Origin of the sequence: Burkholderia perseverans (genome assembly GCF_022870505.1) — a bacterium.
Taxonomy (GTDB): domain Bacteria; phylum Pseudomonadota; class Gammaproteobacteria; order Burkholderiales; family Burkholderiaceae; genus Burkholderia; species Burkholderia plantarii.
The window spans coordinates 1,376,454-1,393,334 of sequence record NZ_CP045093.1 but is presented as its reverse complement, the minus strand read 5'-3'; the positions used below and the strand labels follow the sequence as shown (position 1 = coordinate 1,393,334).

Sequence of the window (16,881 nt, the reverse complement as noted above, 5' to 3'; positions counted from 1 at the left end):
CACGTAGCAACCAACATTGCGTGGAGTATTCAATGCGAGCCATCATCCTCGCCGCGGGCCTCGGCCTGCGTCTGCAACTGCCCCCCGAGGCGCAGTACCCGAAGTGCCTGCTGCGCTTCGACGAGCTCAGCCTGCTCGAACGGCACCTGCGCCTGCTCGAGTCGCTTGGCGTGACCGAGATCGTGCTCGCGCTCGGCTTCCAGTCCGAGAAGGTCGAAGCCGAACTGGCGCGCCTCGGCCGCCGCGCCGAGATCGTCCTGAACCCGCGTTTCGACCTCGGCAGCGTGCTGACGGTCCATACCGCGGCCGACGCGCTCACGCGCGGCGGCGACGTGCTGCTGATGGACGCCGACGTACTCTATGACGACAGCATCATGCAGGCGCTGGTCGCGAACCCGAATGAGGCCGTGGACCGCCTGCTGATCGACCGCGACTTCGAGGCCGGCGACGAGCCCGTCAAGCTCTGCGTGAAGGACGGCGTGCCGGTCGAACTGCGCAAGCAGCTCGCGGTGGACCTGCAGTACGACACGATCGGCGAATCGGTGGGCTTCTTCCGCTTCAGCGAAGCCACCGCGAAGCGCCTGGCCGAGATCGTCGCCGGCTACGTCGACTCCGGCCGCGCCAACCTGCCCCACGAGGAAGCCGTGCGCGACCTGCTGCTCGAAGGCGGCCGCGCATTCGACGTCGCCGACGTGACCGGCGCCCCGTGGATCGAAATCGATTTCCCCAACGACGTCGCGCGTGCCCGCGACGAAGTTCTGCCGCTGATTCAGCGCAATACCGTAGGAGCCGCACGATGAACGCACGCGAACCCAACTTCACCGAATCCCGCGCCGCGCGGCTGCGGCGCATGCTGACGAGCAACGAGCTCGAATTCCTGATGGAAGCGCACAACGGCCTGTCCGCGAAGATCGTGCGCGAGGCCGGCTTCAAGGCGATCTGGGGCTCGGGCCTGTCGATCTCCGCCGCGCTCGGCGTGCGCGACAACAACGAGGCGAGCTGGACCCAGGTGGTCGACGTGCTCGAATTCATGGCCGACGCGAGCGACCTGCCGATCCTGCTCGACGGCGACACCGGCTACGGCAACTTCAACAACATGCGCCGCCTGGTGCGCAAGCTCGAGCAGCGCGGCATCGCCGGCGTCTGCATCGAGGACAAGCAGTTCCCGAAGACCAACAGCTTCATCGACGGCGAACGCCAGCCGCTCGCCGAGATCGACGAGTTCGCGGGCAAGATCAAGGCCGGCAAGGATTCGCAGCACGATCCGGACTTCTCGATCGTGGCGCGCGTCGAGGCGCTGATCGCGGGCTGGGGCATGGACGAGGCGCTGCGCCGCGCGCATGCCTACGCCGATGCCGGCGCCGACGCGATCCTGATCCACAGCAAGCTGTCGCGCCCGGACGAGATCCTCCAGTTCGCGCGCGAATGGGGCAACCGCGCGCCGCTCGTGATCGTGCCGACCAAGTACTACAGCACGCCGACCGACGTGTTCCGCCAGGCCGGCATCAGCACCGTGATCTGGGCGAACCACCTGGTCCGCTCGTCGGCCGCCGCGATGCAGGCCACCGCGCGCGAGATCTTCGAGAGCGAGACGCTCGTCAACGTCGAGGATCGGGTGGCCACCGTCAACGAGATCTTCCGCCTGCAGGACGCCGACGAATACTCGGCCGCCGAGCGCCTCTACCTGTCGTCGTCGTCGCGCTCGTCGAACTCGGCGCTGGTGCTCGCGGCAAGCCGCGGCTCGGGCCTCGAGGCCATCACCGAGGACAAGCCGAAGGTGATGCTGCCGATCGCCGGCAAGCCGCTGCTGCGCTGGCTGGTGGACGGCTTCAAGAAGGAAGGCGTGAACGACATCACGGTGGTGGGCGGCTACCGCGCCGACGCGATCGACAAGTCGGGCGTGAAGCTGGTGGTCAACGAACGCCATGCCGAGACGGGCGAGCTGGCCTCGCTGGCCTGCGCGGCCGGCAAGATCAGCGGCGACACCGTGATCTCCTACGGCGACCTGCTGTTCCGCAGCTACATCCTGCGCGACCTGGCCGAGAGCGACGCCGAATTCACGGTGGTGGTGGATTCGTCGCTGACCGATTCGCCGAACCAGAGCGTGCGCGACTTCGCGCTGTGCTCGGCCGCCGACGACCGCGGCCTGTTCGGCCAGAAGATCACGCTGCAACGCGTGGCGAGCGATGCCGGCAACGGCGCGCCGCACGGCCGCTGGGTCGGCCTGCTGAACGTGCGCGGCGCGGGCGTGGAACGCCTGAAGGCGATGATCGCGACGCTGCAGGCGCGCCCCGACTTCGACCAGCTCGACATCCCGGCGCTGCTCAACGCGCTCGTGGAAGCCGGCGAGCAGATCGCGGTGCAGTACGTGCATGGCCACTGGCGCGGCGTGAACGACCTCGACGAATTCCGTCGCGCGGGCGACTTCGCGCACGGCCAGACGCCGCTCGCGAGCGGCACGGCGGTCGGGGACGCGCAATGATCGAGGCGGCACAGTTCGTCGAGGCCGCGCGCGAGCGCGGTTTCGACTGGTATGCGGGCGTGCCCTGCTCGTATCTGACGCCGTTCATCAACTACGTGCTGCAGGACCCGACGCTGCACTACGTGTCGGCCGCCAACGAGGGCGACGCGGTCGCCATCGTGGCGGGCGCGACGCTCGGCGGCAAGCGCGGCATCGCGATGATGCAGAACTCCGGGCTCGGCAACGCGGTCAGCCCGCTGACCTCGCTGACCTGGACGTTCCAGCTGCCGCAGCTGCTGATCGTGACCTGGCGCGGCAAGCCCGGCGAGCACGACGAGCCGCAGCACGCGCTGATGGGGCCGATCACGCCGCAGATGCTCGACACCATGGAGATCCCGTGGGAGCTGTTCCCGACCGAGGCCGACCAGATCGCCCCGGCGCTGGACCGCGCGATCCGCCACATGGACGAGACCGGCCGCCCCTATGCGCTGGTGATGCAGAAAGGCAGCGTGGCCGCCTATCCGCTCAAGGACGCCGCGATGCCGGCGCCGCGCACGCACGCCGTGGCCGCCTCGGCCCGGCCGGCCGCGGCCGAGCTGCCGACGCGCCACGACGCGCTGGCCGCCGTGATCGCGCGCACCCCGCTCGACTCGAGCGTGGTGCTGGCCTCCACCGGCTTCTGCGGGCGTGAACTCTACGCGCTCGACGATCGCGCCAACCAGCTCTACATGGTCGGCTCGATGGGCTGCGTGACGCCGCTCGCGCTCGGCCTCGCGCTGGCGCGCCCGGACCTGACCGTGGTGGCCGTGGACGGCGACGGCGCCGCGCTGATGCGGATGGGCGCGTTCGCGACGCTCGGCGCCTACGGGCCGAACAACCTGGTCCACGTGCTGCTCGACAACGGCGCGCATGAATCGACGGGCGGCCAGTCCACCGTCTCGCCGTGCGTGTCGTTCGCCGGCGTGGCGGCGGCCTGCGGCTACGCGTCGGCGCGCGAAGGCGGCGATCTCGGCGTGCTCGACGCCGTGTTCGCCGAGCCCGCCGACGGCGTGCGCTTCGCCGGCGTCACGATCCGCACCGGCGTGCCCGACGGCCTGCCGCGCCCGACCGTCACGCCGGTCGAAGTGAAGACTCGTCTGATGCGCCACATCGGCGCGGGAGCCCAATGATGCTGCTGCTGAACCCCGGCCCGGTCACGCTCACCGAGCGCGTCCGCCAAAGCCTGCTGCAGACCGACCTCTGCCACCGCGAAAGCGAGTTCTTCGATCTCCAGGACGAAGCGCGCACGCGGCTGGTGGCCGCCTACGCGCTCGATCCGGCTGAATGGCAGGCGGTGCTGATGACGGGTTCGGGCACCGCCGCCGTCGAAAGCATGATCGCCGCGCTGGTCCCCGAGGACGGCAAGCTGCTCGTGATCGAGAACGGCGTGTACGGCGACCGCATCGCGCAGATCGCGAAGCAGTACCGGATCGCGCACGAGGTACTGAAGCACGAGTGGATGGAAGCGCCGGACCTGGCCCGCGTCGAGGCCGCGCTGGCCGCCGACCGTGCCATCACGCACGTCGCCGTGATCCATCACGAGACCACCACCGGGCGCCTGAACGCGCTCGGCCCGATCGCCGGGCTGTGCCGCAAGCACGGCGCGCGGCTGCTGGTGGACGGCGTCAGCAGCTTCGGCGCCGAGGCAATCGAGTTCGGCGACGACGTGCTCGACGCGGTGGCCGCCACCGCCAACAAGTGCCTGCACGGCGTGCCGGGCGCGGCGTTCGTGATCGTGCGCGGCGCAGCGCTGGCGCGTGCCGCGAGCCGCACCTATTACCTCGACCTGGCGCGGCTGGCAAAGCTGCAGGCGCAGCGCAACACGCCGTTCACGCCGTCGGTCCACGCCTACTACGCGCTCGTCGAGGCGCTGCGCGAGTTCGAGGACGAAGGCGGCTGGCAGGCGCGCCACGCACGCTACCGCGCGCTCGCCGACCAGGTGCGCGACGGGCTCGCCGCGCGCGGCATGTCGCTGGTGCTGCCCGACGGCGAATCGTCGGTGGTGCTGCGCGCCTACACGCTGCCGGCCGGCGTCGGCTACGAGACGCTGCACGACGGGCTGAAGGCGCGCGGCTTCGTGATCTACGCGGGCCAGGGCGGCCTGTCGGCCTCGCTGTTCCGCGTCTCGACGATGGGCGCGATCACGCCGGCCGACATCGACCGGCTGCTCGAGGGCTTCAGCGCGCTCACGCGCTGATCCCGGCGGCCGCGAACCGCCGCTCCCCCATCGAAAACGGCCAACGGGCAGGCAACGCCCGTTGGCCGTTTTTTCTTGCCGGCCGGCTCCGCTCGCGCCGGGCGCGGGCATCGACATCGGCTCCGCATCGATATCAACAAGCGGCCCGCGCTCGCGTTTGCCCGGGCTCGCGGCGCGCCGACGATCCTTTAGAATCGCGAAACGTATCGGCTGCTCCGCGCCCCGCCCTCCGGCGGCCGGCCCGCGCCGACGCGCCGCCGCGCGAGCGCTCCGTTCTCCCACTGCCCGTCATGACCGCTTCCCCGTCGCTCCGTCTGCCCGCCGCGCTGCGCGCGCTGTTCCGCCCGCTGCTCGACCCCTATCGCCGCTACCGGCACGCGAAGCTGATCCATGCCGCGCGCGTCGCGCTCAGCATGCTCGCGTCGATCGCGCTGTCGACGGGCCTCGACATCCCGCACGGCGAGTGGTCGTCGATCACGGTGCTGATCGTGATCGGCGGGCTCCAGCATCACGGCAACATCCGCAAGAAGGCCGCCGAACGCGCGCTCGGCACCACCATCGGCGCGCTGGCCGGGCTCGCGCTGATCGTGCTGCAGTCCACGCTGCACGTGTCGATCCTCACCTACCTCGTGATGAGCGTGCTGTGCGGGATCTGCGCCTACCATGCGATCGGCAAGGCCGGCTACATCGCGCTGCTCTCGGCGATCACGCTCCTGATCGTGGCCGGGCACGGCGACAACGAGATCGTCGACGGGCTCTGGCGCGCGGTCAACGTGATCGTCGGCATCGGCATCGCGCTGGCGTTCTCGTTCGCGCTGCCGCTCTACGCCACCTACTCGTGGCGCTACAAGCTCGCCGACGGGCTGCGGGCCTGCGCCGTGGTCCACGCGCGCATCGTCAGCGACAAGACCGTCAGCGACACCGCGCACCTGAAGGAGATGGCCGCGCTGAACGCGCTGCTGGTGCAGATGCGCTCGCTGATGCCGTGGGTGTCGAAGGAGACCGACATCACGATGGCGCAGCTCGACGCGATCCAGCGCTCGCTGCGGCTCGTGATCAGCTCGCTCGAAATGCTCGCCAGCGTGCAGCCGGCCGACGGCGACGTGGTGGGCCGGCGTTACGTGCAGACCGCGCTGCGCGGCCTCAACCGCCGCATCCACGGGCTGCTGATCGGGCCGAGCCGCGCGCTGAAGTTCGGCACGCTCGCGCGGCTGCAGCCGCTGCCGGCGGTGAGCGGGCCGCGTCCGGCCGAGGTGCCGGCGCAGCTGTCCGGCTACGTGTCGATCAACGAGAAGATCGAGCGCGAATGCGATCTGATGCGGCAGCGGCTGCAGGACGTGTCGCCGCAATGGAACATCTAGCAGGCCCCGCGGCCCGCGAGGAGACACCACACATGACCACCATGCAACCGGCCGAAGGCGGGGCCGCCTTCGCGCGGATCGACCGGCGCACCGCCGCGCTGGGCGACTGGCGCGGCGACACGCTGCGCCGGATACGCGCGCTGATCCGGGAAGCGGACCCCGGGATTGCCGAACAGTGGAAATGGATGGGCGCGCCGGTCTGGTCGCAAGACGGCATCGTCTGCACCGGCGAATCGTACAAGGCCGTCGTCAAGCTGACGTTCGCGCGCGGTGCCTCGCTGCCGGATCCGGCCGGCCTCTTCAACGCGAGCCTCGACGGCAAGGTGCGGCGCGCGATCGACATCCGCGAGGGCGAAACGGTCGATGCGCAGGCGTTCGTCGCGCTGATCCGCGCGGCGGTCGTGCTCAACGCCTCGAGCAAGGCCGCGACAGCGAGACGGGGAAAATCGGCGCAGTAGGCATCGCACGGGTCGATGAGCCGACGGGCCGATGTGCGTGGCCGCTGATGCAATTCGTCGGCAACGCGCCTCGCCCGGCATCCGCCGGCCGCACCCGCGCTCACTCATGCTCAATCATGCGAGAGGCGATTGCCCGCGTCGATCCGCACGCGGTCTCCGGGCCGCCAGTCGCCGGCATCCGGCAGGTCGAACGAGCGCAGTTCGCCGTCGTCGAGTTTCAGGTCGAGGCGATAGCGGGCCGGTGCGCCCATCTGCTGGCCGATCTGATTGCCGACCGCCGCGCCGCCGAGCGCGCCGATCACGGTGGCCGCGCTGCGTCCGCGACCATGCCCGACCTGATTGCCGAGCACGCCGCCCACCAGCGCGCCGACCACCGTTCCCGTCACGCCGGACGGGCTCGTCGGGCCGCCGATCGGACGCACGCCGAGGACCATCCCGAACTGGGTCGCATAGGGCGCGGGCTGCGGCTGCGCGGCACCGCCCGGCTGGCCGTAGCCGGGCGGCGGATACGGGCTGTCGCCGTCATCGGACGGGTTGAGATAGATGGGCCGGCTTTGCGAGCCGGGTTGGTCTTGATAGCCCGGCGGGTTTTGATAGCCCGGTTGACCTTGGTAGCCCGGCTGGCCTTGATAACCCGGTTGACCTTGGTAGCCCGGCTGGCCTTGATAACCCGATTGACCTTGATAGCCCGGCTGGCCTTGATAACCCGGTTGGCCTTGATAGCCCGGTTGGCCTTGATAGCCCGGTTGACCTTGATAGCCCGGCTGGCCTTGATAACCCGGTTGGCCTTGGTAGCCCGGTTGGCCCTGTTCATCCGGCTGACTCTGGTAGCCCGGCTGACCTTGATAGCCCCGTTGACCTTGGTAATTCGGCTGCCCGCTCTGCTCGGGCGGCGCATCCTCATCGTCCTCGGACTCCTGCGGCCCGTAACCGGGCTGGCTGTCGCCCGGCTGCGCTCCGCCGCCATAAGCGGGCGCCGCGTTCGCCGGCGGGCTCGACGCCGGCGGATAGGCCGGCTGCGCGCCCGGTTGCCCATACAACGGCGGCACGCCATATCCCGTCTGTCCGTCCGTCGCGCCATACGGGCCGGCGGCGACACAGGCCGTCATCGGCAGCGCGACGCCGGCGACGAACGGAACGAACCAGACGGCAGCTCGGCCAAGCGCCGGGCGAAACAGGGAACGGGCAGGCATCGTCGTGACGAGGATCAAAAGGATGGGCGCGGAAACAGGAAAAAAACGGAAAAACCGGGAGCGAAGACTGGAAAAACGACGCGAAAAATAAACGGAAAGCCGGCAAAAAAAACGGTACGAGAGCCGCACGGAAACGCCACGAGTATAGGGAACGCGCACCCGCGCTCGCGCATGGATTCGGGTAACCGTCTGTAAAGTCTGTTGCGGCAGGCCCGGCGCCGCCCCGCGCGCTTCGGCATAATGTGGGGACGCCCGGCGCGCGCCCGGCCCGCCGCCGCGGCATCCCGCAACGATCCCGGCACGCCACGCCGGGCAGCGCACCGGAACGGCATGGCGGCTGCATCGCGCCATCGCATCTGGCCCCTCCCTCCGGAGTTCGCAGCATGTATCCACCCGTCGAACCCTACGCCCACGGCCATCTCGATACCGGTGACGGCCACCGCCTCTATTGGGAACGCTGCGGCACGCCCGGCGCGAAGCCGGCGGTGTTCCTGCACGGCGGCCCGGGTGCGGGCTGCGGGCCGAGCCATCGGCGGCTGTTCGACCCGGCGCGCTACGATGTCCTGTTGTTCGACCAGCGCGGCTGCGGTAGATCAACTCCGCACGCCAGCCTGCGGAACAACACCACCTGGCATCTGGTCGACGATATCGAGCGCTTGCGCGAAATGGTCGGTGTCGATCGCTGGCTCGTGTTCGGCGGCTCGTGGGGCAGCACGCTTGCCCTCGCCTATGCCGAAACGCATCCGCAGCGCGTCAGCGAGCTGGTCTTGCGCGGGATCTTCACGCTGCGCCACGCCGAGCTGCTCTGGTATTACCAGGAAGGCGCCTCGTGGCTGTTCCCGGATCTGTGGGAGTCGTTCCTCGCGCCGATCCCGGAAGCCGAGCGCGGCGACCTGATCACCGCCTATCGCCGCCGCCTGACGGGCGACGACGAGGCGGCAAAGCTCGAGGCCGCGCTCGCCTGGAGCCTCTGGGAAGGCCGCACCATCACGCTGCTGCCGAGCCCGGAGCTGGCCGAGCAGTTCGGCGAGGCCCACTACGCGCTGGCGTTCGCGCGGATCGAAAACCACTATTTCGTCAATCGTGGTTTCATCGAGGAAGGCCAGCTGCTGCGCGATGCGCATCGGCTCGCGTCGATCCCCGGCGTGATCGTGCAGGGCCGCTACGACGTCGCGACGCCGGCCAGGAGCGCCTGGGATCTCGCCAGGGCCTGGCCGGACGCGAGCTTCGAGATCATCGCCGATGCCGGCCATGCGTTCGACGAACCCGGCATCCTGCGCGCGCTGCTGGCGGCCACGGACCGCTTTGCGGCAACTTGAGCGAGCCACGCGGTCCGCTCAGGCCGCGGCCCCGAAAAGCGCCACGGCAAGTACGTCGGCCCCGGTTTCACGCCGGATGGCCGGCGATTTTTCAACAACAGTCAGGCAACAAAGAGGTTCGAGTCGTGGTGGTCGGTGAACGTTTCAATAGCATCACGCATCTGGTCGGCGCGCTGATGTCGGTGGCGGGGCTCGCGACGCTCGTCACGATGGGCGCGCTCGCGGGCGATGCCTACAAGGTGGTCAGCGCCGCCATCTACGGCGCCGCGCTGCTGGTGCTCTACGCGGTCTCCACGCTCTATCACAGCGTGCATCGGCCGCGCCTGAAGGCGATCCTGCAGAAGTGCGACCACTCGGCGATCTATCTGCTGATCGCCGGCAGCTACACGCCGTTTACGCTGATCACGCTGCGCGGCCCGTGGGGCTGGTCGCTGTTCGGCGTGATCTGGGGGCTGGCCGTGTTCGGCATCGTCCAGGAGCTGACGCTCGGGCGCCGCACGCGGATCGTCTCGATGGTGCTCTACGTGCTGATGGGCTGGCTCGCGCTCGTCGCGGCCCAGCCGCTGCTCGCGGCGCTGCCGCTGGGCGGCACGGTGTGGGTCGTGGCGGGCGGCATCATCTACAGCGCCGGCATCTACTTCTTCATCAACGATGAACGGATTCGCCACGGGCACGGCATCTGGCATCTGTTCGTACTCGGCGGCAGCCTCTGCCAGTTCGTCGGCATCGCCTGCTACGTCATCTGAATCGCGGCCGGACGCGCCGCCACGTCGGCGCATCCGGCACGTTCATCCCGTCATCTTCACGCGCAACAGCGAACCGCACCACGCGCAGGTCGATTCGATATGCGCGATCGCTTCCTCGCGGGCCCGCGCCGCGTCGCGCGCGAGCAGCGCGCGCACCAGCGGCGCGTGATCCATCGACGCCGAGCCCACCGCGTGCCGGACGATCGGCAGCGACGCGTAGACCGCGTTGAACGCCTGCTGGATCGCCTCCTCCTGCTCGACCAGATGCCGCGAGCCGGTGGCCTCGGCGATCCGCACGTGAAAGCGCGCGTCGGCGGCGCGACGCGCGTCGATGTCGGGGAACTCGTCGACGAACATCCGCGCGGCGGCCTCGATCCCGGCCAGCTGCGCATCGGTGGCGCGCAGCGCGGCCAGGAAACACGCCTCGCCGGTGATCGCGCGGCGCCAGTCGGTCAGGCTGCGCAGCGCCGCCGCGTCGATGCTGGCCTCGGGCGCCATGTTGCGCAGCCGCTCATGCACGTCGGCAGCAACGAACGTGCCGCCAAAACGGCCGCGCGCGGTATCGACGAGCCCCAGGTCGCGCAGCACGATGAGTGCGTTGCGCAGCGGCAGGCGCGCCGCGCCGAAGGTTCTTGCCAGCTGCGCCTCGTCCGGAAGCCGGTCGCCGGCTTTCAGGTCACCCGCGCTCAGCGCATCGAGGATGCGTTCGACGATCACTTCGGGAGGCGCGTGGCGTTCGGTCGGCTGGCCGAATGCCGCCTGAGGTCGATCGGGCATGGGTCGGATCGGATGTCCATGGTTCAGGAGAAGCGGCAAGTATGGCACGCCCGAAACATCGGAGTACGCAGCCGGCAGGGGCCGGCGCGCCGCTCCCGCCCTGCCGCTACGACGCCCGGCGCAGGTCGGCCAGCATCTGCTCGGCCAGGAAATCGCAGGGCGGCCGCGCGGACTTGGCGCTGCGCGCCAGCACCACCTCGTGTTCGCCGAGCGACGGCAGGCCCTCGGCCTCGCCCACGTGCATCAGGTGCGCCGGCACGCTGCAGCGCGCGAGCGGCGCGAGCGCGAGGCCGGCTTCGACCATCGTGATCAGGCCGAGCAGGCTCGGGCTTTCGTAGGACATCCGGTACTTGATGCCGGCCTGGTTGAGCGCGCCGATCGCACGCACGCGCGCGGCGCTGCCATGCTCGAACACGGCGATCGGCAGCGGCCGCTCGTTCCAGATCGGCTGGCCGCCGCGCAGCGCCGCCCATACCACCGGCTCGTGGCGGATGAACTCCGCCGACACGCCGCGCGTGCGCGTCATGCAGGCCAAATCGACGGTGTTGTCCTTGATCAGCGGCACCAGCGCGCTGCTCGGCAGGCCGATCACGCGGATCTCGACGCGCGGATGCGCGATCGCGAACTTGCGCAGCACCGAGGGCAGCAGCGACGACGCGTAATCGTCGGGCACGCCGATCGTCACGCGGCCGCGCACTTCCGGGCGCACCACCGAGGCCCAGGCTTCCTCGCGCATCGCCAGCAGGCGCCGCCCGTAGTCGACGATCATGCGGCCCTCGTGCGTGATCGCGAGGTTGCGCGTGCTGCGCGCGAACAGCGGCTTGCCGAGTGCATCCTCGAGCCCCTTCACCTGCATGCTGACCGCCGAGGACGAGCGGTGCACCGCCTCGGCCGCGCGCGCGAACGAACCCGTGTCGGCAATCGCCACCACCATTTCCAGCACGTCGAGATCGAGTTTTTTCATGTTCTTCAGAAAATCTGAGCAATCTTTTCAGTTTAATCCGTTTTACTGGTGAGCCGGCACGCCCGATACTCGGTTTCATCGCGGTCGATGACGGCCTGGACGGGAACGGTGAACGCAATGGGAACGATGCTCGAATTCGTGGCGGTGGGCGGCATGCTCGCGGTCACGCCGGGGCCGAACATGGTCTACGTGATGTCGCGATCGGTATCGCAGGGGCGCAAGGCCGGCCTGACCTCGCTGGCCGGCGTGATGCTCGGCTACCTGATCTACATGTTCGGCGCGGCGTTCGGGATCACCGCGCTGTTCCTGACGATTCCGGGCGCGGGGCGGCTGCTGGCGGCGGTGGGCGCGCTGTATCTGTTCTATCTCGCGTGGCAGGCGGCGCGGCCGGGCGGGCGTTCGCCGTTCGAGCCCGGCGCGCGGCGCGCCGAGCAGCCGGGGCGGCTGTTCGCGATGGGCACCGCCACCAGCCTGCTGAATCCGAAGCTCGCGATGCTGTTCCTGTCGCTGCTGCCGCAGTTCATCGACTATCAGGCGGGCAACGTGTTCCGGCAGTCGATGCTGCTGGGCACCTCGCTGATCGGCGCGTTCGCGGCCGTCAACGCGGCCGTCGCGGTCTCGTCGGCGTCGCTGGCCGGCTTCCTGGCCACGCGGCCGCGCTGGCTGCTCGCGCAGCGTCGCGTGATGGGCGGCATGCTGTTCGTGCTGGCCGTGAAGATGGCGCTCGATGCGTGGCGGTGGGGGCACTGAGCGGCGCGCGGGGCGATTCGGGTGACGTTCTCGGACGGCTGATCATCAGTTGTCCGGAATGTTTTATCGATCGGCCACCCGCCGCTTGCAAAGGCAGCCCCCTTCCCGCCTCGGCGGGCCGATCGGCGCGCGCCTGAACAGGCCGGCGCGCCGGCCGGCCCTGTCCGTCACGGCGCCGAGCCGATCCCGCCGCCCGGCAGCAGGTCGTCGCCGGCATCGGGCTCGCGCCGCTCGAAACGATCCTCCACCGAGCGCACGCCGTTCACGTCGGCGACGCCGTCGAGCACGAGGCGGCGCTCGTCGTCGGCGATGCGGCCGCCCAGCCAGGCGCGGCCGTGCTCGACGCCCACCTCGATATCGCGCGGATGGCTGGCCATCAGCGCGAGCGCGGCGCGAATCCGCTCGACGATCCGTGCGTCGTCGAGCGCGTCCGCATCGTGGTCGCCATGGCCGCCGTGGCCTGCTTCACGGCCCGCGTCGCGCCATTCGGCCCGCAGGTCGGCGGCCACGCCGCGCGCCTGCTCGGCCACGCGTCTGGCCCCGGCGCTCGCGTATTCGCTCACGCCGTGGCGCGCCTCCACCGCCTTGTCGCGCACGTAGGCGCGGCGCCGACGGCCCGCCTGCGGGTCGAGGAAGTACATCGCGGCCGCGCCGCAGGCGGCCGCCGCCGCGATATTCAGCAAGGGTTTCATGAGGTTGATCGGCTCCATGTCGGTCAGCACCGTAAGCGGCGGTCCGGACCACCCGGACCATTCCCGTCGACAGCATCGAACGTGCCTCGCACGCGGGCGGCGCCCATCACCACACATGGCGGCGGGGCTTGCATCACAAATGACAGTCGCTTGAAAAAACTACCGCTCCGGACGAGCCGGATCGACGGCAGCCCGGCGCGCCAAGGCATGCCACCGTGGCGGCACGGTGCTTGCTGATTCCCTTCATCCCCGGCATGAACGATGCCGCCCCATCGATGAAGGAGGTTTCCATGAGTGGCAAGCTGAATGACTGCAGGATCGCGATTCTGGCCGTAGACGGTTTCGAGCAGGTCGAGCTGACGGAGCCGCAGCGCGCGCTGAAGGCCGAAGGCGCGACGGTCGAGGTGATCTCGCAAAAGCCCGGCGAGATCCAGGGATTCAAGCACGTGGACAAGGGCGATTGCACCAAGGTCGACCTGACGTTCGAGCAGGCGAAGGCCGGCGACTACGACGCCGTCGTGCTGCCGGGCGGCGTGGTGAACGGCGACGCGATCCGGATGATCCCGGCCGCGCGCGAGTTCGTCACCGCCGCGCACCAGGCCGACAAGCCGATCGCCGTGATCTGCCACGGCGGCTGGCTGCCGGTGTCGGCCGGCATCGTCGAGGGCCGCCGCATGACGAGCTGGCCGAGCCTGCAGGACGACATCCGCAACGCGGGCGGCCAGTGGGTGGACGAGCGCGTGGTGAAGGACGGCAACCTGATCACGAGCCGCAAGCCCGACGATCTCGATGCGTTCGTCTCGACGCTGATCGACAGCCTCGCCGCACGGCCCAAGGCCGGCAAGAGCGGCAGCGCGGGGAAGCCGGCCTGATGGCGACGCGGCGGCGCAAAGCGGCCGGGCCGCGGGCGCCCCGCGTGGCGCCGACGCCGGTGGCAGCGGCGGGCGCCGCGCTGCGGCACGTCGACGACCGGCGCCCCGGCTACACGCGGCGCCGCACGCGTGCCGGCTTCGCCTACTACGACCGCGACGGCGCGCGGATTCGCGACGCCGGCGAAATCGCGCGCATCAACGCGCTCGCGATCCCGCCCGCCTACACCGACGTCTGGATCTGCCCCGACGCGCGCGGCCACCTGCAGGCGACCGGACGCGACGCGCGCGGCCGCAAGCAGTATCGCTATCACCCGTTATGGCGCGAAATCCGCGACGCCAACAAGTACGCGAGGATGGCCGCGTTCGGCCGCGCGCTGTCGAAAATACGCGCGCGCGTCACGCGCGATCTCGCCAAGCCGGGCATGTCACGCGACAAGGTCGCGGCCACCGTGGTGCGCCTGCTCGACACCACGCTGGTGCGGATCGGCAGCCCCGAATACGCGCGTGACAACGACTCCTACGGGCTCACCACGCTGCGCAAGCGCCACCTGAAGGTACGCGCCGCCAGCGTGCGGCTCTGCTTCACCGGCAAGAGCGGCATCGCGCACGACGTGAGCATCGAAGATCCGCGCGTGAAGCGCATCCTGCTGCGCTGCGCCGAGCTGCCCGGCCACGACCTGTTCCAGTATGTCGACGACGACGGCACGCGCCACGCGGTCGGTTCGGCCGACATCAACGATTACCTGCGCGAGGCCAGCGGCGCCGATTTCACCGCCAAGGACTACCGGACCTGGGCCGGCAGCGTGCTCGCGCTGACGGCGCTGCGGCGCATGGAGTGGCGCGACGCCACCAGCGCGCGCAAGCAGATCGTCGAGACGGTGCGCGCGGTCGCGACGCTGCTGCGCAACACGCCGGCGGTCTGCCGGCGCTGCTATATCCATCCGGTGGTGCTCGACAGCTTCGAGGCCGGCGAACTGTGCCTGCTCGGCCCCTGCCCGGTGCCGCGCGGCCTGCGCAGCGACGAGGCGCGGTTCGCGGCGCTGCTGCTGCTCACGGCGCGGCGCGCGAAGGCCGGTGCCACGGCGCGCCGGCCGCCGCGTGGCGCACCGGCCACCGTCCGCCCCTCGCGCGCCGTCGCGGCCGCCCTGCACGGCTGAACGCGGCCGGCGAGCCCGTCGGTACGCGGTATGACGACGGGCGCGCGCCGGTTCCCGACCGATACGGAACGGCACACGCGAGTCCGCCCCCAGTTCCCGGTTGGCAGGCGCGCGGTTTTTTCCTATCATGTCGCATGCATCAAGAGTCGGAGGTCTGTTTTCCGACGCCAACCTGCCTACCCGGGCAAGGTGGAAGCCATCAGGCGATGCGGCCGATAGTCGGCAACGAAACGGGACGGCATGGCTGGCACCGGTTCGAACACCCCTCACCCCGGAGCCCTCATGCACCACCCCAAGCCTTGCCCGCAACCCGTCGCGGAGCTCATCGCGGATTCCTCGTTCTATCTGCCGGGTTTCAGGCTGACCCACATCCTCCATCTCGTCTCCGTTGCCGACCGGCAGGTCGCCGCGCGCGTGCAGGGCCATCTGCGGGAGCAGGACGCGCGGGTCGGCGACATCGTCGTGGTGCGCTGCCGGCAGGTGGACGCCCACCGGATCGTGCTCGAGGGCATCGGCGAACGGCGCGCCCGGGCGCTGCGCGAACAGCTGCTGGGGCTCGACGGCGTGCTGCGGATTCGTCTCGAGCATCATTTCGTGCGCGCCGCCGCCGCCGACGAACTGCCCGCGCCGGCCACGCGCTCGCGCTGCACAACCGAGTGACCGAATAAGCGGCCGGCGGAACTCAAGGATTCAGAGAACGGTTCGGCGCGGCGGGACTGCGCCCGGGCTCCGAAGGGGAATGGATACAGAGCGCGGCACGGCGCGCGGGTCGCCCCGGCACGCCGCGCGCCGCCTCAGGACACCGTGCTGACGATGCCGACGAGCGGCGCCTCGGGTCCGATCACGCATTCGCCGGCCACGCGCCGCGCGGTGCCGAACATCGCGGCGGACACGAACAGCCGCGCGTTGTTGCAGCCGGGGCCGCCCTGGTCGATCACGACGTCGCCGGTCTCGCCCGACAGCCCCGCGTGGCGCACCACGGTGGGCGCCACGCTGCCGGTGGCCATGTCTTCCTGCGTGCCGACCCGGATCGCGAAATGGCGCGCGGCCAGGCGCGGCTGCTCCCGGTCCTTCACGGCGAACGCGTAGATGCCGGTCGTCCCGAGCCGCTCGCACAGCGCGTCGCGACGCGCCGGATCGAGGTCGATCTCGCCCAGCAGCAGCGCATCGGGCAATTCGAGCAGCAGCTTCTCGCGCGGCGCGCCCACCGTGCGCGAGAGCTTCGCACCGCCCGCGCGCAGGGCATCGGTGTGGGTCAGGCCGAGCGCGCGCAGCGCGTCGTCGAGCAGCCAGAGATCGACCGACTCCGAGCTGCCTTCATCCTGCAGATAGAACCAGCGGCCCGCCCCGTCACGCTTGACGGAGACCGCCGCGCCGCTGACCTCGAACGCGTGGCTGGCCCGCTCGCCGTCGAACGCGTCGAGCCAGGCGGCCGACGCCAGCACGCCGTGGCCGCAGAACGCGATCTCGCCGCCCGGCGTGAAGAAGCGCAGGCCGAGGCCCGGCACGCCCGGATCGCGTCGCAGCCACGCGACCTCGCTTTGCAGCTGCGCCGACAGTGCGATGCAGGCGTCGATATCGACGCGCTCGTGTGCCTGCGTGGCGAACACGAACGCGGCGTTGCCACGCTCGCCGTTCGCCGTGAATGCCTGGACTCCCGCCCCTTGCCTGATCATGCGCCTATGACTCCTATGCCTGTGATGCTGCCCGGCCAGCAGCGACGATGCGGCCGGGAACGCGCGCGTGCCATGGCGCGGCGCGCCGTGATACGTCCGGATTGGCCGCGCGGGCACGAGCCGGCCCGCGTGGCGACGGAGCCGGTCGAAGCGGTCTGCCAGCGAGGCGGCGCGGCGGGCTTTCATCAGTCGGATACCGCGCCAGTCGCGCCTTCGAGA

The 16,881-nt window shown here is 70.2% G+C and carries 16 protein-coding genes, 1 pseudogene and 1 riboswitch; of the genes and pseudogenes, 12 read left to right on the top strand and 5 right to left on the bottom strand.

The genetic code is table 11. The features are described from left to right. Positions 1-32: 32 nt before the first annotated feature. The 6 genes from BpN12_RS05865 (at position 33) to BpN12_RS05840 (ending at position 6,516) form a co-directional block, all read left to right on the top strand. Complete coding sequence (locus BpN12_RS05865; protein ID WP_246794343.1) at positions 33-800, top strand: phosphocholine cytidylyltransferase family protein; 768 nt, start codon at positions 33-35, stop codon at positions 798-800. Next, positions 797-2,482 carry a phosphoenolpyruvate mutase gene (gene aepX / locus BpN12_RS05860; protein ID WP_246794342.1) on the top strand — a complete coding sequence of 562 codons (1,686 nt, stop codon included), beginning with the start codon at positions 797-799 and terminating at the stop codon, positions 2,480-2,482. The genes BpN12_RS05865 and aepX overlap by 4 nt, the downstream gene beginning before the upstream one ends. Beyond that, positions 2,479-3,630 (top strand): phosphonopyruvate decarboxylase, encoded by a 1,152-nt coding sequence (gene aepY / locus BpN12_RS05855; RefSeq protein WP_246794341.1) that lies wholly within the window; start codon positions 2,479-2,481, stop codon positions 3,628-3,630. Before aepX ends, aepY begins: the two co-directional genes overlap by 4 nt. Then, entirely contained in the window at positions 3,630-4,697 is a 1,068-nt protein-coding gene (locus BpN12_RS05850) for a 2-aminoethylphosphonate aminotransferase (RefSeq protein WP_246794637.1), read from the top strand. The genes aepY and BpN12_RS05850 overlap by 1 nt, the downstream gene beginning before the upstream one ends. A 290-nt stretch (positions 4,698-4,987) precedes the next feature. Beyond that, positions 4,988-6,058 carry an FUSC family protein gene (locus BpN12_RS05845; protein WP_246794340.1) on the top strand — a complete coding sequence of 357 codons (1,071 nt, stop codon included), beginning with the start codon at positions 4,988-4,990 and terminating at the stop codon, positions 6,056-6,058. A 32-nt stretch (positions 6,059-6,090) separates the two neighbouring features. Next, positions 6,091-6,516 (top strand): DUF1801 domain-containing protein, encoded by a 426-nt coding sequence (locus BpN12_RS05840; protein ID WP_246794339.1) that lies wholly within the window; start codon positions 6,091-6,093, stop codon positions 6,514-6,516. A 110-nt stretch (positions 6,517-6,626) separates the two neighbouring features. Here the strand turns inward: BpN12_RS05840 and BpN12_RS33360 are convergent. After that, a pseudogene (locus tag BpN12_RS33360) lies at positions 6,627-7,184 on the bottom strand (outer membrane lipoprotein); the annotation flags it as partial. Between the two features lie 908 nt (positions 7,185-8,092). On the opposite strand from BpN12_RS33360, the gene pip reads away from it, so the two are divergent. Further along, positions 8,093-9,028: a prolyl aminopeptidase gene (gene pip, locus BpN12_RS05830; RefSeq protein ID WP_246794337.1), complete on the top strand. Its 936-nt coding sequence runs from the start codon at positions 8,093-8,095 to the stop codon at positions 9,026-9,028. A gap of 125 nt (positions 9,029-9,153) precedes the next feature. Beyond that, a complete protein-coding gene (gene trhA, locus BpN12_RS05825; protein ID WP_246794336.1) occupies positions 9,154-9,774 on the top strand; it encodes a PAQR family membrane homeostasis protein TrhA in 621 nt (206 codons plus the stop codon). Between the two features lie 42 nt (positions 9,775-9,816). Here the strand turns inward: trhA and BpN12_RS05820 are convergent, their stop codons facing one another. Together BpN12_RS05820 and BpN12_RS05815 are read right to left on the bottom strand one after the other, a co-directional pair. After that, positions 9,817-10,551 carry a FadR/GntR family transcriptional regulator gene (locus BpN12_RS05820; protein WP_246794335.1) on the bottom strand — a complete coding sequence of 245 codons (735 nt, stop codon included), beginning with the start codon at positions 10,549-10,551 and terminating at the stop codon, positions 9,817-9,819. A gap of 106 nt (positions 10,552-10,657) precedes the next feature. Continuing rightward, positions 10,658-11,515, bottom strand: a complete 858-nt coding sequence (locus tag BpN12_RS05815) for a LysR substrate-binding domain-containing protein (protein WP_246794334.1) — start codon at positions 11,513-11,515, stop codon at positions 10,658-10,660. Positions 11,516-11,632: 117 nt separating this feature from the next. On the opposite strand from BpN12_RS05815, the gene BpN12_RS05810 reads away from it, so the two are divergent. After that, positions 11,633-12,265: a LysE family translocator gene (locus BpN12_RS05810; RefSeq protein WP_246794333.1), complete on the top strand. Its 633-nt coding sequence runs from the start codon at positions 11,633-11,635 to the stop codon at positions 12,263-12,265. Positions 12,266-12,432: 167 nt separating this feature from the next. Here the strand turns inward: BpN12_RS05810 and BpN12_RS05805 are convergent, their stop codons facing one another. After that, positions 12,433-12,957 carry a BON domain-containing protein gene (locus tag BpN12_RS05805; protein WP_246794332.1) on the bottom strand — a complete coding sequence of 175 codons (525 nt, stop codon included), beginning with the start codon at positions 12,955-12,957 and terminating at the stop codon, positions 12,433-12,435. Positions 12,958-13,247: 290 nt separating this feature from the next. Between BpN12_RS05805 and BpN12_RS05800 the strand changes: the two genes are divergently transcribed. The 3 genes from BpN12_RS05800 (at position 13,248) to BpN12_RS05790 (ending at position 15,646) form a co-directional block, all read left to right on the top strand. Then, entirely contained in the window at positions 13,248-13,829 is a 582-nt protein-coding gene (locus BpN12_RS05800; RefSeq protein ID WP_246794331.1) for a type 1 glutamine amidotransferase domain-containing protein, read from the top strand. Continuing rightward, the gene (locus BpN12_RS05795) at positions 13,829-14,986 is read left to right on the top strand and encodes a DNA topoisomerase IB (RefSeq protein ID WP_246794330.1); all 1,158 of its coding nucleotides are present in this window, start codon (positions 13,829-13,831) and stop codon (positions 14,984-14,986) included. The genes BpN12_RS05800 and BpN12_RS05795 overlap by 1 nt, the downstream gene beginning before the upstream one ends. A gap of 131 nt (positions 14,987-15,117) precedes the next feature. Beyond that, a riboswitch (SAM-I-IV-variant riboswitch) is annotated at positions 15,118-15,226 on the top strand. Between the two features lie 42 nt (positions 15,227-15,268). Continuing rightward, positions 15,269-15,646: a hypothetical protein gene (locus BpN12_RS05790; protein WP_246794329.1), complete on the top strand. Its 378-nt coding sequence runs from the start codon at positions 15,269-15,271 to the stop codon at positions 15,644-15,646. Positions 15,647-15,780: 134 nt separating this feature from the next. Here BpN12_RS05790 and BpN12_RS05785 read toward each other — a convergent pair whose 3' ends face one another. Then, entirely contained in the window at positions 15,781-16,662 is an 882-nt protein-coding gene (locus tag BpN12_RS05785; protein WP_246794328.1) for a PhzF family phenazine biosynthesis protein, read from the bottom strand. Positions 16,663-16,881 lie beyond the last annotated feature (219 nt).

Bases quoted from the DNA above. Each gene is read 5' to 3' on its own strand.
- BpN12_RS05810 (WP_246794333.1), top strand. From the start codon at position 11,633: ATGGGAACGATGCTCGAATTCGTGGCGGTGGGCGGCATGCTCGCGGTC.
- BpN12_RS05805 (WP_246794332.1), bottom strand. From the start codon at position 12,957: ATGAAACCCTTGCTGAATATCGCGGCGGCGGCCGCCTGCGGCGCGGCC.
- BpN12_RS05850 (WP_246794637.1), top strand. From the start codon at position 3,630: ATGCTGCTGCTGAACCCCGGCCCGGTCACGCTCACCGAGCGCGTCCGC.
- BpN12_RS05865 (WP_246794343.1), top strand. From the start codon at position 33: ATGCGAGCCATCATCCTCGCCGCGGGCCTCGGCCTGCGTCTGCAACTG.
- aepY (WP_246794341.1), top strand. From the start codon at position 2,479: ATGATCGAGGCGGCACAGTTCGTCGAGGCCGCGCGCGAGCGCGGTTTC.
- BpN12_RS05785 (WP_246794328.1), bottom strand. From the start codon at position 16,662: ATGATCAGGCAAGGGGCGGGAGTCCAGGCATTCACGGCGAACGGCGAG.
- BpN12_RS05795 (WP_246794330.1), top strand. From the start codon at position 13,829: ATGGCGACGCGGCGGCGCAAAGCGGCCGGGCCGCGGGCGCCCCGCGTG.
- BpN12_RS05790 (WP_246794329.1), top strand. From the start codon at position 15,269: ATGCACCACCCCAAGCCTTGCCCGCAACCCGTCGCGGAGCTCATCGCG.
- BpN12_RS05815 (WP_246794334.1), bottom strand. From the start codon at position 11,515: ATGAAAAAACTCGATCTCGACGTGCTGGAAATGGTGGTGGCGATTGCC.
- aepX (WP_246794342.1), top strand. From the start codon at position 797: ATGAACGCACGCGAACCCAACTTCACCGAATCCCGCGCCGCGCGGCTG.
- BpN12_RS05845 (WP_246794340.1), top strand. From the start codon at position 4,988: ATGACCGCTTCCCCGTCGCTCCGTCTGCCCGCCGCGCTGCGCGCGCTG.
- BpN12_RS05840 (WP_246794339.1), top strand. From the start codon at position 6,091: ATGACCACCATGCAACCGGCCGAAGGCGGGGCCGCCTTCGCGCGGATC.
- pip (WP_246794337.1), top strand. From the start codon at position 8,093: ATGTATCCACCCGTCGAACCCTACGCCCACGGCCATCTCGATACCGGT.
- BpN12_RS05800 (WP_246794331.1), top strand. From the start codon at position 13,248: ATGAGTGGCAAGCTGAATGACTGCAGGATCGCGATTCTGGCCGTAGAC.
- BpN12_RS05820 (WP_246794335.1), bottom strand. From the start codon at position 10,551: ATGCCCGATCGACCTCAGGCGGCATTCGGCCAGCCGACCGAACGCCAC.